A 14,531-nucleotide genomic window follows, 5' to 3' on the forward strand; every position below is an offset into this window, starting at 1 on the left:
TTTCTAGCATGTTGAAGCTGACGCCCATCATACTTGCGCTGTGCTACGGGCTGGCGATGTATCTGTTCTCCTCTTTCCGGCTGCGGCGGGAACTGGATGATAAATCGACCGAACTGGCCGACCCCAGGCTGAAGACGCTGACCGACCGTATGGCTGCCGCCCTGGATCTGCCGCGCATCCGCGTACATATATACGAGGTCGCGCCGCTGAACGGGCTGGCCGCACCCGACGGGCGCATCTTCATCACGCGTGGCTTTTACGATGCGTACCGCGCCGGTCAGGTCAGCGCCGAAGAATTATCCAGCGTGATCGCGCATGAATTGGGCCATGTCGCGATGGGGCATACGCGGCGGCGACTGATCGACTTCTCGGGCCAGAACGCGCTGCGCACAGCGCTAGCGATGGTGCTGGCACGATTCATTCCCGGCTTCGGCGCAATGATCGCCAATGCACTGGCGAGCTTGCTGGCAGCGCGCATCTCGCGGGGAGATGAATTTGAAGCAGATGCCTATGCCTCAGCCCTGCTGATGAAATCAGGGATCGGGTTGGCACCGCAGAAGTCGCTATTCGCCAAGCTGGACGCGCTGACCGACAATCGCCGGGGCGTTACGCCCGCCTGGTTGATGAGCCACCCCAAGACAGAGGACCGCATCGCGGCGATCGAGCGCAACGAAGTAAGCTGGACGCCTCAGGACTGATCCAGTGCCTTGGCAAAGCGTGGCAGACGGGCCTTTTTCAACACGGCACGTCGCCCCAGACCAGTGGCGGCCATTGCCGCCTCAACGGGTGGCTTGATCGCCGTACGCACCACGGACGGATGGTCACCCAGCAGTTCCAATAGCACCAAGTCGGGATGCTTGGCCCGAACACCCTGCTCCGACAGCGCGCGCGATGGGAAATCCTTCAAGTTCAGCGTGATGATTGTCGGCGTGTTTGCCGCCAATGCAGTCGCCAAGACATGACGGTCGTTGCGATCCGGCAGAAACAACGCAGCTTCATCTTCCTCGGTCACATCGAAGGACGCGGCAGGAAAGCGATCAGCCAGACGAACGGCCTCGGCGGCAAATATCCCTGCCTGATCCGGGTGATGCCGGATGACGGCCCGACGCCATTCCTCAATGATGCGCACGGACCAGATGGGATCAAACAACCCTTCGCTAGCGATTGCGAGCAGCACCTGTCGAAGCAGGGTGGGATACAGCACACATGCATCTAGAACGGCACGCATCAGAAGATCCGGAATGTCAGCGCTTTCAGGTAACCGCTTTCAGCCAGTTGCGGGTGCTGCGGATGGTCGGGACCTGCATAGCCTGTGCGGATCAGCTGTGCCCGTCGCCCAGCCCGCCCGATGCCGCGCACGCAGGCGAGACGGAACTTGTCCGGCGTTGCCGTGTGCGAGCAAGAACACAGTGTCAGGTAACCACCCTCTGGCACGATCAGGTTGGCCCCTAGACGCGCCACACGTTCATAGGCGCGCAACCCGGCATCAAGCGCGTTCTTGTTGGGGGCGAATGCGGGCGGGTCACAGATCACCACGTCAAAGCCGAGCCCGTTCTGCTGCATTTGGGTCATGACGTCGAACGCGTCGCCTTGCCGGGTTTTGAACCGATCCGCAAAGCCTGCCAGGTCAGCTCCGCGCGTCGCCAGATCGAGTGCCGCCGCCGAGCCATCGACAGCCACGGCCGATGCCGCCCCACCTGCAAGCGCAGCCAGCGAAAAGCCCCCCACATGCGAAAAGACGTCCAACACCGTCGCGCCTTGGGACAGGCTTTTGACAAAGGCATGGTTGTCACGCTGGTCGAAGAAAAGCCCTGTCTTCTGACCGGCGATCATATCGGCGATATAGATCGCGCCGTTCATGGGGACTTCGATGAAATCAGGGGCCGCGCCACAAAGAACAGCGTTTTCTTCGTCGAGCCCTTCCAGTGATCGTGCCCGCCCCGAAGCGTTCTTGATCACCGTGGTAACACCAGTTACCTCAACCAATGCATCCGCCAAAACGTCCTGCAATTGATCCGCCCAAGCCGCATTCGGCTGCATCACGGCCACATCGCCGAAACGGTCAATCACGACTCCAGGCAAGTCGTCGGCTTCCGCATGGATCAACCGGTAGAACGGGGTGTCATACAACCGTTCCCGATGCGTATAGGCCGCGCTTATACGCGCCTTGATCCAGTCGGTCGCGATGTCGGCATTTGGATCAAGGTCGAGAACCCGACAGATGATCTTGGACGCAGGCGTGATCGCAACGGTCGCAAGCGGCCTGCGGTCATTGTCCTCCAATGTCGCGATACTGCCTGCCGCAAGCGCCTTGGTGCGACGATCGGTGACCAGTTCATTGGCATAAACCCAGGGAAAACCATGCCGGATACGGCGGGCATTGGCTTGTGGGCGAAGCCGGACTGTAGGGCGCGTCGTCATGGATGTATCCTTGTTGCCTTCCTGCCCTCGTCATAAAAGTCCGAACAACAAGTGAAAAGCCTTGCCGATCTATGGTCGGTTCACGCTGGTCGTGTATGGCATTGATAGCGCTAACGGGCTATAAGACACGTGACTCATGAGCCAGCTACCCGGAAGGACGACATGAAGCTAAACGCTACATTGGACCGCGTCACTGACCGCATTCGCGAGCGCAGCGAAAAATCCCGCAGCGATTACCTTACCCGCATGCGCAGCGCCGCTGAAGCCGGAACCGCCCGCGCTCACCTGACCTGTGGAAATCAGGCCCATGCCTATGCAGCGATGGGTGATCAGCAAGGAGCGCTAGCAGAGGGGCGCGTACCCAATCTTGGCATCGTCACGGCCTATAACGACATGCTGTCGGCGCATCAGCCGTTCGAACGGTTTCCCGATCTGATGCGCGAGGCCGCGAAGCAGGCCGGGGGCACCGTTCAGGTGGCCGGTGGTGTCCCCGCGATGTGCGACGGTGTCACGCAGGGCCAGACCGGGATGGAACTGTCGCTGTTTTCCCGCGACGTAATCGCATTGGCCGCGGGTGTCGCACTAAGCCACAACACCTTTGACGCAGCGGCCTATCTTGGCGTGTGTGACAAGATTGTGCCTGGGCTGATCATCGCTGCCGCCACATTCGGACATATACCGGCCGTGTTCGTGCCCGCAGGGCCGATGACCAGCGGCCTGCCGAATGACGAGAAGGCGCGTGTGCGCCAGAAATTCGCGGCGGGCGAGGTTGGACGCGACGAGTTGATGAAGGCGGAGATGGCCTCCTATCACGGGCCGGGCACCTGCACCTTCTACGGCACGGCAAATTCCAACCAGATGCTGATGGAGTTCATGGGCCTGCACCTGCCCGGATCAAGTTTCGTCAACCCGAACACTCCATTGCGTGACGCGCTGACACGGGCCGCGACGGAACGGGCTCTGTCGATCACGGCTCTGGGAAATGATTTCCGTCCCACCTACCGTGTGCTGGACGAGAAGGCCTTCGTGAACGGCATCGTTGGGCTGATGGCGACGGGCGGGTCAACCAACCTGGTGCTTCATTTGCCCGCGATGGCACGTGCCGCCGGTGTGTTGCTGGACCTGGAGGATTTCTACGAGTTGTCCGAGGTGACCCCATTGCTGGCAAAGGTGTATCCGAATGGTCTGGCCGATGTGAACCATTTCCATGCCGCGGGCGGTCTGGGCTACATGATCGGGCAGTTGCTGGAAGATGGGCTGCTGCATCCGGACACAACGACGATCGCCGGTGACGGGCTGGACCTGTACACCAAGGAGCCCAAGCTGACCGACGCAGGGCTCGACTGGGCGGATGGTTCCGGTGAAACCCTGAATGACAAGATCCTGCGCCCCGCCACCGATCCGTTCCAGAAGACGGGCGGGCTGAAGCAGTTGGAAGGCAATCTAGGGCGCGGCGTGATGAAGGTATCCGCAGTCGCCCCCGAACGTCATGTGATCGAGGCGCCGGCCCGCGTCTTCCACGATCAGGCTGCGGTCAAGGACGCCTTCCGCAAGGGTGATCTGGATCAGGACACGATTGTCGTCGTGCGCTTCCAGGGACCGCGCGCCAATGGCATGCCTGAGCTTCACGGCCTGACGCCCGTTTTGTCGGTTCTGCAAGAGCGCGGACACAAGATCGCGCTGGTCACGGATGGACGCATGTCAGGGGCATCGGGCAAGGTGCCCTCCGCGATTCATGTTACCCCCGAAGCCACCGAAGGCGGCTTGATGGCCAAGTTACAAGATGGCGATGTCATTCGCGTTGACGCTACGGCGGGCGTATTGCAGGTGTTGACCGAGGGTGTCCAGGACCGCCCCGCTGCCACACCGGATTTGAACGGCAACCAGTTCGGCCTGGGCCGAGAGCTCTTTGAGGTGTTCCGCCGCAATGTCGGATCAGCTGACAATGGCGCGGGTGTCGTTGTCGGGCATCGCTATGTAGAAGCCGCCGAATGATCGGCCAGTCGAACAGGAACGGACGGAACAGAATGACCCCACAAGACGCGAGCGCATTTTTGCGAGACATGGCCGCCAAGTCTCCCGTGGTCCCTGTACTGGTGGTCGAGGATGCCTCAACCGCCGCTGACATGGCCAAAGCGCTTGTAGATGGCGGGCTGATCGCGCTGGAAGTCACGCTGCGCACACCGCAGGCGCTGGATGCCATCCGCGAGATGAGCAAGGTTGATGGCGCAATCGTCGGCGCGGGCACGGTGCTGACAGCCGATGACGCCAAGGCCGCGAAAGACGCGGGCGCAGAATTCGCCGTAAGTCCGGGCAGTTCCGATAAGCTGATCGCGGCATGCGAAGAAATCGGCCTGCCTCTTCTGCCCGGCGCAGTCACCGCAACCGAAGCCATGCGCCTTCTTGAACACGGCTTCACCTTCATGAAGTTCTTCCCTGCCGAATCGTCGGGCGGTGCGCCGAGCGTGAAAGGTCTGGGCGGCCCCCTGCCCCAGATTGCTTTCTGCCCAACAGGTGGTGTCTCTCCAAAGAACGCGCAGGACTATCTGAGCCTCCCGAACGTCGCTTGTGTCGGAGGGTCTTGGGTCACACCCAAGGACAAGGTCGCGCAAGGCGACTGGGCCGGAATTACAGCGCTCGCGCGCGAGGCATATGCTCTGCGGAGTTAAGCCCTAGCGCTGATCGGCTGGCCCAGCGTCGCCATAAGGCAGCACAGCGTCGCCAATCACCTTGGCCGCGCTTTCACATTCCTGGTCTATCCGATCTTCCAAGGCCTTCATGTCATTGGCTTCGGTCACGCGAAGAAGCATCTCGATGCCACCATGGCCCAGATCAGCCGGGGCTATACCGCCGCCCGTCAGAAGGGATGCCACCGATTTCACCGACGACAACAACCGATGTGCGGACAACAACATGTCAGCCGCTTCGCCGCCAAGCTTCTCTCGCGCCAGTTCCAACTGATCCCGCGACTGCCGCTTGCCGGAGCCGCTTTCCAATGCCAACGCCTGCGCGAACAGTTCGATATCCTGCAACCCGCCCGATCCGTTCGAGACATCCCATATGCCAGATTTAGGTTTCGCGTCCGACAGACGCCTGCGCATGTCGACCAGATCGGTCCACATCTTGCCCGGATCACGCTTGGACTTGACCATTTCCTTGCGGAAGGATTCGACTTTTTGTGCCAAGGCATGATCGCCCGCAATGACCCGCGCCCGGGTCAGGGCCAGATGTTCCCATGTCCACGCCTCGGTCCGCTGGTAGTTCTGATAGGACGCCCATGAGGTCGCGGCCGGTCCCTGTCTGCCGGACGGGCGCAGACGCATGTCGACCTCGTATAGCGCACCCTCGGCCGTTCGGGCGCTCAGCGCGGTCACAAGCGCCTTGGTGAGCCTGGCATAATACTGACGGGCGGACAGCGATTTGCGCCCATCGGACACGGCATCCGAGTCTGCGTCATAGATCAGGATCAGGTCCAGATCTGACCCCGCCGACAATTGCCGTGCACCCAGCGATCCCATCCCCAGAACGATCCCGCCGCGCCCAGGCACACGACCGAATTTTCTAGCGAACTCATCCTGAACCACAGGCCAAAGAGCTGCCACAGTCGCTGCAGCGAGGTCGGAATATTGGCCGGACGCTTCCGCGGCCGTGATCAGTCCACGCAGAAAATGAACGCCTATCCGGAAATGCCAGTCTTTCATCCAGCGCCGTGCGGTATCAAGCTGCGCTTCATAGTCATCGGGCGTGCTTGCTAGCTGTTCTGTCAGTTCCCGCGACAGATCATCGGCGGCAGGCCAAGGCGCGAAAAAATCCCCACCGATCACCGCGTCCAGCACCCCCGAATTACGCGACAGGTATTGAGCCAGCGCCGGAGCGGTCGAACAGATATCGACAATCAGATCGACAAGCTGCGGATTGGCTTCGAACAACGCGAAAAGCTGAACCCCGGCGGGCAACCCGCGCAGGAAACCATCAAACCGGCTCATGGCCTGATCGGGATGGGCGGCGGCATCAAAACGGGCCATCAGATCAGGCAGCAAACGCGCGAAGATCGTCTGGGCGCGCTCTGACCGCAAGGCCGGATAGCCACGCCAGCGTTCCACCCATTCCTGTGCGCGGTCAGATACGCCTGTGGCCTTGTCGGACGGGCGGCGCATCGGGGCAAAGAAGCTCTCGGTCAGTTCATGTACCGTCTCGAAAATCTCGCCTAGTTCATCGCGCAATGTTTTGGGATCATCCGTGCCGCAGAACATGGCCAGCCTCTGCCAGCCGTCCGGTGTGTTTGGAAGGTCATGGGTCTGAGCGTCTCGCAGCATCTGCAATCTGTGCTCAATTTCCCGCAAACGCACATAGCAGCCATCAAGCGTGTCCGCATCGCCGCTGTCCACCCAGCCCTTCGACACGAGCATCCGCAAAGAATCCCGCGTGCCCCGCAACCTCAAATCCGGATCACGGCCACCCGAAATCAACTGATGGGTCTGTGTGAAAAACTCGATCTCGCGAATACCTCCGGAGCCGAGTTTCACGTTGCGCCCGTCGAGACCCTGCGCACCGCCCTTATGTGCCCTGATCTTCTGGCGCAGCGTATGGGCGTCTTCGACCGTGGCGTAATCCAGATGACGCCGCCAGATGAACGGTCGGATGTCGTCCAGAAACCGCCAGCCTGCCTCCACCGCCCCTGCAGCCGGGCGCGCTTTGACATATGCTGCGCGTTCCCATGTTCGTCCCAGCGCCTCGTAGTAACGTTCCGCCGAGGTTGTAGATACGGCGACGGGCGTAACCGATGGATCAGGCCGAAGCCGGAGATCGGTACGGAAGACATACCCATCAGCCGTCAGGTCCGACAACAGTCCCATCGCCTTCCGCACAACGCGAACGAAAACCGATCGGGCCTCCGGCAGATCTTCGTAGTCATACCGTGCGTCATCGAACATGCAGATCAGGTCGATATCCGAAGAATAGTTCAGTTCGAACGCACCCATCTTGCCCATGGCAAGCGCGAACAGGCCTGCACAGTCGGTCAGATCATCTTCAGTTGCACCGGGGAGTTTACCGCGTCGCAGTTCACGCTCCAGCACGGTCTTGAAAGCCACCTCGACCGAGATATCCGCGAACCGGGTGAGGGATTCCGTCACGCGATCCAGATCCCATACCCCCGCCAGATCGGCGAGCCCCGTCAGTAGGGCCACGCGCCCCTTGGCCTGTCGCAGCACACGACTCGCATTGGTTCCCACCGCACGGCGCGCATCATCCAGCACGGCATCCAGTGCCACGCCCGGCGTGGCAGCGAATACCTCTTCGAGCCAGCCTGCTTCCTTGCGTATCAGGCCCTCAAGATAGGGGCTGCATCCGGCGGTGCCCTTCAACAGGTCTTTTGTACCGGCTGGTAAACCCTGCAAGCCAGCCGCGAGGTCTTCGGCACGATCCGTGTCGAAGGGTAATGGCAGGCGCGTGATAGATGTGTCAAAACTCATGGCCGAACGATGGACCGCTGCCCGAGCAGCGTCAACGCAGGAAAGGATCATCAGAATGAGCAAGAGCCTCAAGCGTGTTCGCGCGGCGCTGACAGACGGTGCTGTCCCCATCGAAATCTTGCAGATGAACACCCTAACCCGCACCGCAATACAAGCCGCTGAAGCCGTGGGGTGCGAGATCGACCAGATCGCCAAATCCATCATCTTTCGCGGAGAACAGACAGGGCAGATCGTCCTGTTCATCACTGCGGGCGCAAACCAGGTCTGCCCAGACCGCGCGTCAGATGTCGCGGGTCAGGCGCTTGGCAAGGCCGATGCCGATTTTGTCCGGAAAACGACTGGATTTGCCATCGGAGGGGTATCGCCGGTCGGTCACCTGTCTCCTCCAGTGGCCTATTTCGACCCCAGGCTTCGAGATTTCGAAACCGTGTGGGCCGCAGCGGGCACCCCGAACCATGTCTTTGCAATCACGCCAGAAAATCTGATTCTCTTGTCCGGCGCAGTCGAGGCCGATTTCGTCGTGCCCTGAAAAATGTAAAAAACGTTCACATTGCCTCTTGAACCTGGCCGGTGCAGTGCCAATCTCAGGGATGTGAAAGACATTCACATTCGGCCCGTCAACCCAAGGAGACCACGATGAGTTCTGTCGCAACCTGGCCTTCCCAAGCCGAAACATGGCTTGACCAGCGAGGCAAAGGCGCGTGGATCGCCGCAATGATCCTCGGCTTTGTCTTTTTCTGGCCCGTCGGCCTCGCCCTTCTTGCCTATATGATCTGGAGCAAACGCATGTTCGGCAACTGCAAGAAATCCCGCAACGCCCGCCACGCGGCCTACACATTCCGCTCATCCGGCAACTCGGCGTTCGACGCCTACAAGGCAGACACGCTGCGCCGCTTGGAAGAAGAACAGCAAAGCTTCCAGAATTTCCTGAAACGTCTGCGCGATGCCAAGGACAAGGCAGAGTTCGACCAGTTCATGGAAGAACGCGAGCGCAGCTCGCGCAACAGCGAACCGCAAGAGGCCTGATCCGCCCTGCCCCCTTGCGTGGCCCACGGGCCACGCCCATTTCTTGTGTCGAGACAAAACAGGATGACCATGACCTATTCGGACGCGCTGTGGGGTCTGCCCGACCCCGATACGCATCAGGACTTCTATGCCGACATTCCGCTCAAGCGCTTTGGCGCCTGGGTGATCGATCTTCTGGTGATCTTCGCGATCTGCGTGCTTATCCTGCCCTTCACCGCCTTTATCGGGCTGTTTTTCTTCTGGGCGCTGTGGCTCGGCGTCGGGCTGATTTATCGCATTTGGTGCATGTCCGCCCGCTCAGCGACACTCGGGATGCGCTTGATGTCGATCGAGTTCCGCAACGCCCGGGGCGAGCGCTTTGATTCAGGCACGGCCTGCCTGCACACACTGCTTTACACACTGATGATGTCGACGCTGATCCTCCAGGCAATTTCCGTCATCGCGATCCTCGTTACCTCGCGCCGCCAAGGCCTGCATGACCTGCTGCTGGGTACGGCCGCAGTGAACCGATCAGCCTTGCTACGTTGATGCATAATTGCCTATTGGCGGTCCGTCACACTATTGTTAGGCTCTGGCGAGAAACCGCCGGAGTCTTATGCGTCATACGCTTCCAATAGCCCCGCAGTTCTACGTGACTGCACCACAGCCCTGCCCGTATCTCCCGGGCAGGATGGAACGCAAATTGTTCACGGCGCTTCAGGGCGATACGGCAGAGCCGTTGAATGACAGCCTTTCCAAACAAGGCTTTCGCCGGTCTCAGAACGTACTTTACAGGCCAAGCTGTGCAGAATGTTCCGCATGTCTGTCCGCCCGCATCAGGGTGTCCCAATTCAAACCCAGCCGCAGCCAGCGCCGCACCATCCGCCGCAATTCGGATCTTCAACGGCGCGCAACATCACCCTGGGCCACGGAAGAGCAGTTTTCACTGTTCCGCAGCTACCTGGACGACCGCCATGCCGACGGTGGCATGGCCGATATGGATATCTTCGAATTCGCAGCAATGATCGAGGAAACGCCCGTCCGTTCGCGTGTGATCGAATATGAACGCTGCTCCGACGCAGACCCGGGCGTAGATGAATTGGCGGCGGTATGCCTGACCGACGTGCTGGATGACGGGCTGAGCCTTGTCTACTCCTTCTACGAACCCGACCAGCCGCGCCGCAGTCTTGGCACTTATGTCATTCTCGACCATGTCGAAATAGCCCGCGAAGCAGGCTTACCCTTCGTTTACCTGGGATATTGGGTGCCGGGCAGTCCGAAGATGGGCTATAAGGCCAATTTCGAAGGGTTGGAAATCTACAAGCACGGTGCTTGGGAACCCATCGGTGACCCGGCCCGACATGATGCCGAAACACACCCCCTATCCGTCGACCCGATTTCGGAACAGGTGGCACGCATCAATCTGCCGGATACGCTCGCGATAAAGGGCTGAATCCTTCACAGCGATGAGATAGGCAGATGTCATGATCGAGAAGAAATCTGCCGATTAACTTACTCTTCTGTCATACAAGCCGATCAAGTGGTGCGGGTGGAGGGACTTGAACCCCCACGCCTTGCGGCGCCAGAACCTAAATCTGGCGATTACCTAATGAAAACAACAAAATTAGCGTTAAAGTTTGGCAGAACATTCGAGAAACGAACGGCGAAACTGCTAACGCGGTTTCACCCGCACTTGTGACGTTTTCCTGCGGTGCTCCGCAGCGCCTGACCGCCCCGATCTCTGGATGGGGCTCGGCCAAGGCTGGTGAGACGGTTCGACAGGAACCGATCAATGGCCGCCCCCCTGGCGCATCTGGTGATGCCACCGCAGCGCACCGGCGACGAGGCCGCTCATCACCAAGGTCGCGCGGCAAGCCGTCCGCGCCGGTGATCCTGTGACACGCGAGGCCGGACGGCCTTCTGACGCGACACCCCCCCTATCCTCTTCCCCGGCGTTTCCTCGTGCTCCTCGCAGGCCAATCCTGCCCCCCAGATTTTCTCAGATCTAAGGCGATTGCCGCAGAGTGAGGGTCAGAAAATCATTTTCGACATTTCCGGAGCTTCGGCCCGCGATTGCCGAAACCAGGGCCCTCCCGCTTAGGTCCTATCGCGCGCAAGTATCCCTTGCTCGGCATGAAGCGACAATCGCGATCCGATAAACATGCTCGATGTGGCCATTCTGGTCAGTGAGCCCCCTTGGCGGAAAATACGGACTTTTCCTCTAGGCTGCCTCAGCCGCCAATAACCGGGCACGACACCAGCCACTTGGACGGCATTGATAGTGTAACCGCCCCCCGACGGCATCACTGTGCCAAGGTGGGATCGCAACAATCCATTTTGGGAGGCGGTCATGTCAGAAGTTACTACAGTCGGACTGGATCTGGCGAAGAATGTTTTTCAGGTTCACGGTGCGGACGGCGCGGGCCATGCCGTTGTCCGGAAGAAGTTACGACGTGCGCAGGTGCTGGAGTTTTTCAACCAGTTGCCGCCGTGCGTCGTTGCAATGGAAGCCTGCGGCGGCGCTCATTACTGGGGCCGCGAGATCGGCAAGCTGGGTCACGACGTCCGGCTGATCCCACCAGCCTATGTGAAGCCCTTCGTTAAGCGGCAAAAGAACGACGCGGCCGACGCAGAGGCCATATGTGAGGCCGCAGTGCGTCCGTCTATGCGGTTTGTGCCGGTTAAAAGTGAGGAGATCCAAGCGGCAGCCATGGTCTTTCGCGTTCGTGAATTGCTGATCCGGCAGCGCACGCAGATCATCAATGCCCTTCGCGGTCACTGCACGGAATTTGGTGTTATCGCGCCGAAGGGTGCCATGAATGCGAAAAAGTTGATCGCTGCTGTAGAAGATGAAGCCTCCGTGTTGCCACAGGCTGCGCGTCAGGTTTTGGAGGACTTCATTGGCACGCTGTCCGATCTTGAGGCCCGGATTGGCAAGCTTGATGCTGAGATCAGAACTCGCGCGCAAGACAACGAGATGGCGCGACGGTTGATGACAATTCCTGGGATTGGCCCCTTGATCGCCATGGCCCTTGTGACACTTGCGCCTCCCGCAGACAATTTTCGTCGAGGTCGAGACTTTTCAGCCTGGCTCGGTCTCGTTCCGCGACAGCATTCCACCGGCGGCAAGCAGCGTCTCGGCGCGACGACAAGGATGGGCGAGAGGTCCCTGCGACGTTTACTGATCATCGGCGCCAACAGCGTCATCATCAAGCGTCACGTCCATCGGGATGCGCAACCCGGCACATGGTTGGCGGCCCTTCTATCACGCAAGCCAACGATGCTGGTGCGGGTGGCGCTGGCGAATAAAATGGCGCGGATCGTCTGGGCCTTGATGGCCAAAAGCGGTGTCTATCAGTCTCCGATTGCGACCGCCTAACAGCGGCGCCACTGCGAGAACGTCGGAGCGAGAGAGGGCAAGGAGTAGTTTGGCGCAACGGTCGTGAGACGGGATCGGGAAACCCAGCCTGCAACAAAGTGCCTTCGAGCACGCGGCGTTGATTTGGACCCGGTCCGCGAACACCGCATCGGGCCAGCTACCCGTGCGCAAGAGGGGTCAATTTTGGACGCCGATAAGGGGTCAAAGTTGGATGCCGATTGACAGCCATCGAGGCCGTCACCGCGGACGGCACCTATGATACGCGCCGATGTCATGGGGCGATCATTGAACAAGGTGCCGATGCGTTCGGGCATTCCTTCGAACCCGTGGCAGTCATGCCCTCACTACCCATCCGCCGCAACGGGCGCGCCTGGAAGGAAGACTGCCACGCGGCCTTCGCGCGAAACGAGCTCCTGCGTGCAACCCGACACCTGGGCCGGGCACTTTGGAAGAAGTGGGTACGATACCATGTCCGAAGCAGGGTCGAGGCCAGGATGAACTGCCTGAAACTTTTCGGTGAGAGGATCATGTCCGTTCGCCAAACCGCCGAAATCCACATCCGCATCGCAATCATGAACACCTTCTCGGCCCTCGGCAGGGCCAAAATCGAAGCCGTCACCTGAACTCTGCCGGGAAAGGGCGCATTCACCCTCGAACCTGATTTGCGCAACATTGCCTATCCAGAGGCAAGAAAAGCGCCCCGGCATCGGGCGACCACAAGCCTTTCTTCTTCAGCTCATGTCGCCACGCGTAAATTTGTTGTCGCTTAATTTCATGGCGCTGCGCAACCTGCGTCACGCTCGCCCCGGCAACCCCAACCGATGCGACAATCTCAAGCTTGTCGTCATCATGCCAGAAGCGCCGCCGCTCCGCCCCAAGAATTTCGCCACGCATCCCAGACCCCGTATAAGAGACGTCGCTAATGACGTCTTTAACGACGTCTCTTAGATCATCACCCCAGCCTCAGGCAGGCGGTGCCAATGGCGCGGTTACCCGTCATCTGACACAAGCGGGAAAGATTGAAGCTCGCCTGAACCCGGAAAAGCGCAACAACGCCGGTAACCAGCGTCCCTCTCAGAACGCCCTTGTAAGCTACTTGACCTCAGCCGGCAAAAGATAACAGTTCCGTTCAAACTCAGCGCGTTGATATGGCCCAGGTAGCGATTGTAGCCCCGATTTCCGCAACAATGGTGCGGCTAGGCGACCATCCATCCTCTCTCAGCAACGCTCCCTGCAATGGAATTGAGCGCTCTGATCTGCTTTGTAGCATCATCCCTCGAGAAGGCATCGGTCAACACTTTAGCAAAACCATTAAAAACATTAAATACTTCGTCCAACTCGACGACAGAGATTGGCATGCGTTCGTTGGATTGGAGAAAACCGTCTGCCGCAGATGCTATGAGCATATAAGCAGCTGCATGATCAGGGTTTTGTTTCGCCGCATTGTAAGCGGTTTGAGCAAATTTTCTATAGGCATGCATACCTTTTCCGTTGTCCCGCAGAATAGCAATCTGATCCGAAAACATGATGTGTTCCTTGACGATTATGAGGGGGTGATTTGGCTGGCTCCGCCGTGTTTGGCGGACCACTCCAGAGGATGGTTTAGGAAGTTTTCGACCTCCGCCAGCGTATCGGGTTCGAAATAGCCGTCGGTTTTACAAACGGACAAGACATCTCTCCATGTTGCCAGGCTATGAAGCCGTATACCTTCACGCTCCAACATCTGTGTCGTTTCTTCGAAGATGTCATAGAAAAAGATAACGCTGGCATCCGTGACCTCTGCGCCGGCCCGACGAAGTGCATTGCAGAAATTTACCTTGCTTCCACCATCGGTTGTCAGGTCCTCTACGAGCAATACGGTTTGCCCGGGCTTGAGGTCGCCTTCGATCTGGGCGTCTTTACCAAACCCCTTCGGCTTCTTACGGACATACTGCATAGGCAAGCCAAGCTTGGCCGCAATCCATGCCGCAAATGGAATACCTGCGGTTTCGCCCCCTGCTACAGACTGGATCTTTTCGAAGCCGATCTCGCGAACCAACATGGACGTCATGAAGTCCATCATCGCATCACGCATGTGGGGATGAGAGATGATCTTGCGACAATCGATATAAACCGGACTGACGATACCGGAGGTGAACATGTAGGGACGCTGGGCATTAAAATGGACAGCGTTGATCTCCAAGAGCATCTTAGCCGTCATTTCAGCTATCTGCTCGCGATCAATTAATGACGTAGAGAACATAGTCCAATTT

At 59.2% G+C, this 14,531-nt stretch carries 14 protein-coding genes and 1 pseudogene; 9 read left to right on the top strand and 6 right to left on the bottom strand.

Translation table 11 applies throughout. The features are described from left to right. The first annotated feature begins 8 nt into the window (after positions 1–8). Positions 9–698, top strand: a complete 690-nt coding sequence (locus FPZ52_RS06795; protein ID WP_146364742.1) for a M48 family metallopeptidase — start codon at positions 9–11, stop codon at positions 696–698. Here the strand turns inward: FPZ52_RS06795 and FPZ52_RS06800 are convergent. After that, on the bottom strand, positions 689–1,228 hold the full coding sequence (locus FPZ52_RS06800) for an RSP_2648 family PIN domain-containing protein (RefSeq protein WP_146364743.1): 540 nt from the start codon (positions 1,226–1,228) through the stop codon (positions 689–691). The genes FPZ52_RS06795 and FPZ52_RS06800 overlap by 10 nt on opposite strands. Further along, on the bottom strand, positions 1,228–2,421 hold the full coding sequence (locus FPZ52_RS06805) for an RSP_2647 family RNA methyltransferase (RefSeq protein WP_146364744.1): 1,194 nt from the start codon (positions 2,419–2,421) through the stop codon (positions 1,228–1,230). The genes FPZ52_RS06800 and FPZ52_RS06805 overlap by 1 nt, the downstream gene beginning before the upstream one ends. A 162-nt stretch (positions 2,422–2,583) precedes the next feature. Here FPZ52_RS06805 and edd point away from each other — a divergent pair, with 162 nt between their 5' ends. Together edd and eda are read left to right on the top strand one after the other, a co-directional pair. Beyond that, the gene (gene edd, locus FPZ52_RS06810; protein WP_146364745.1) at positions 2,584–4,416 is read left to right on the top strand and encodes a phosphogluconate dehydratase; all 1,833 of its coding nucleotides are present in this window, start codon (positions 2,584–2,586) and stop codon (positions 4,414–4,416) included. Positions 4,417–4,448: 32 nt separating this feature from the next. Next, entirely contained in the window at positions 4,449–5,090 is a 642-nt protein-coding gene (gene eda / locus FPZ52_RS06815) for a bifunctional 4-hydroxy-2-oxoglutarate aldolase/2-dehydro-3-deoxy-phosphogluconate aldolase (protein WP_146364746.1), read from the top strand. Positions 5,091–5,093: 3 nt separating this feature from the next. Here eda and FPZ52_RS06820 read toward each other — a convergent pair whose 3' ends face one another. Beyond that, positions 5,094–7,895 (bottom strand): [protein-PII] uridylyltransferase family protein, encoded by a 2,802-nt coding sequence (locus tag FPZ52_RS06820; protein WP_146364747.1) that lies wholly within the window; start codon positions 7,893–7,895, stop codon positions 5,094–5,096. A gap of 55 nt (positions 7,896–7,950) precedes the next feature. Between FPZ52_RS06820 and FPZ52_RS06825 the strand changes: the two genes are divergently transcribed. The 6 genes and pseudogenes from FPZ52_RS06825 to FPZ52_RS06855 form a co-directional block, all read left to right on the top strand. Then, positions 7,951–8,424 (top strand): YbaK/EbsC family protein, encoded by a 474-nt coding sequence (locus FPZ52_RS06825; RefSeq protein ID WP_146364748.1) that lies wholly within the window; start codon positions 7,951–7,953, stop codon positions 8,422–8,424. A 107-nt stretch (positions 8,425–8,531) separates the two neighbouring features. Further along, entirely contained in the window at positions 8,532–8,921 is a 390-nt protein-coding gene (locus FPZ52_RS06830; protein ID WP_146364749.1) for a DUF2852 domain-containing protein, read from the top strand. Between the two features lie 69 nt (positions 8,922–8,990). Further along, positions 8,991–9,449, top strand: a complete 459-nt coding sequence (locus FPZ52_RS06835) for an RDD family protein (RefSeq protein ID WP_146364750.1) — start codon at positions 8,991–8,993, stop codon at positions 9,447–9,449. 67 nt (positions 9,450–9,516) lie between these two features. Then, positions 9,517–10,353 carry an arginyltransferase gene (locus FPZ52_RS06840; protein ID WP_146364751.1) on the top strand — a complete coding sequence of 279 codons (837 nt, stop codon included), beginning with the start codon at positions 9,517–9,519 and terminating at the stop codon, positions 10,351–10,353. A gap of 897 nt (positions 10,354–11,250) precedes the next feature. Further along, positions 11,251–12,279, top strand: coding sequence for an IS110 family RNA-guided transposase (locus FPZ52_RS06850; RefSeq protein WP_146364752.1), 1,029 nt, complete (start codon positions 11,251–11,253; stop codon positions 12,277–12,279). Positions 12,280–12,506: 227 nt separating this feature from the next. Continuing rightward, positions 12,507–12,902: pseudogene (locus tag FPZ52_RS06855) on the top strand (transposase); the annotation flags it as partial. A 22-nt stretch (positions 12,903–12,924) separates the two neighbouring features. On the opposite strand, the gene FPZ52_RS06860 reads toward FPZ52_RS06855, so the two are convergent. The 3 genes from FPZ52_RS06860 to FPZ52_RS06870 form a co-directional block, all read right to left on the bottom strand. Further along, entirely contained in the window at positions 12,925–13,173 is a 249-nt protein-coding gene (locus tag FPZ52_RS06860) for a transposase (protein ID WP_146364753.1), read from the bottom strand. Between the two features lie 302 nt (positions 13,174–13,475). Further along, positions 13,476–13,805 (bottom strand): hypothetical protein, encoded by a 330-nt coding sequence (locus FPZ52_RS06865; protein ID WP_146364754.1) that lies wholly within the window; start codon positions 13,803–13,805, stop codon positions 13,476–13,478. Between the two features lie 17 nt (positions 13,806–13,822). Further along, positions 13,823–14,521: an orotate phosphoribosyltransferase gene (locus FPZ52_RS06870; protein WP_146364755.1), complete on the bottom strand. Its 699-nt coding sequence runs from the start codon at positions 14,519–14,521 to the stop codon at positions 13,823–13,825. Positions 14,522–14,531 lie beyond the last annotated feature (10 nt).

This window comes from Qingshengfaniella alkalisoli, assembly GCF_007855645.1.
In the GTDB taxonomy this organism is placed as follows: domain Bacteria; phylum Pseudomonadota; class Alphaproteobacteria; order Rhodobacterales; family Rhodobacteraceae; genus Qingshengfaniella; species Qingshengfaniella alkalisoli.

Bases quoted from the DNA above. Each gene is read 5' to 3' on its own strand.
- FPZ52_RS06795 (WP_146364742.1), top strand. From the start codon at position 9: ATGTTGAAGCTGACGCCCATCATACTTGCGCTGTGCTACGGGCTGGCG.
- FPZ52_RS06800 (WP_146364743.1), bottom strand. From the start codon at position 1,228: ATGCGTGCCGTTCTAGATGCATGTGTGCTGTATCCCACCCTGCTTCGA.
- FPZ52_RS06805 (WP_146364744.1), bottom strand. From the start codon at position 2,421: ATGACGACGCGCCCTACAGTCCGGCTTCGCCCACAAGCCAATGCCCGC.
- edd (WP_146364745.1), top strand. From the start codon at position 2,584: ATGAAGCTAAACGCTACATTGGACCGCGTCACTGACCGCATTCGCGAG.
- eda (WP_146364746.1), top strand. From the start codon at position 4,449: ATGACCCCACAAGACGCGAGCGCATTTTTGCGAGACATGGCCGCCAAG.
- FPZ52_RS06820 (WP_146364747.1), bottom strand. From the start codon at position 7,895: ATGAGTTTTGACACATCTATCACGCGCCTGCCATTACCCTTCGACACG.
- FPZ52_RS06825 (WP_146364748.1), top strand. From the start codon at position 7,951: ATGAGCAAGAGCCTCAAGCGTGTTCGCGCGGCGCTGACAGACGGTGCT.
- FPZ52_RS06830 (WP_146364749.1), top strand. From the start codon at position 8,532: ATGAGTTCTGTCGCAACCTGGCCTTCCCAAGCCGAAACATGGCTTGAC.
- FPZ52_RS06835 (WP_146364750.1), top strand. From the start codon at position 8,991: ATGACCTATTCGGACGCGCTGTGGGGTCTGCCCGACCCCGATACGCAT.
- FPZ52_RS06840 (WP_146364751.1), top strand. From the start codon at position 9,517: ATGCGTCATACGCTTCCAATAGCCCCGCAGTTCTACGTGACTGCACCA.
- FPZ52_RS06850 (WP_146364752.1), top strand. From the start codon at position 11,251: ATGTCAGAAGTTACTACAGTCGGACTGGATCTGGCGAAGAATGTTTTT.
- FPZ52_RS06860 (WP_146364753.1), bottom strand. From the start codon at position 13,173: ATGCGTGGCGAAATTCTTGGGGCGGAGCGGCGGCGCTTCTGGCATGAT.
- FPZ52_RS06865 (WP_146364754.1), bottom strand. From the start codon at position 13,805: ATGTTTTCGGATCAGATTGCTATTCTGCGGGACAACGGAAAAGGTATG.
- FPZ52_RS06870 (WP_146364755.1), bottom strand. From the start codon at position 14,521: ATGTTCTCTACGTCATTAATTGATCGCGAGCAGATAGCTGAAATGACG.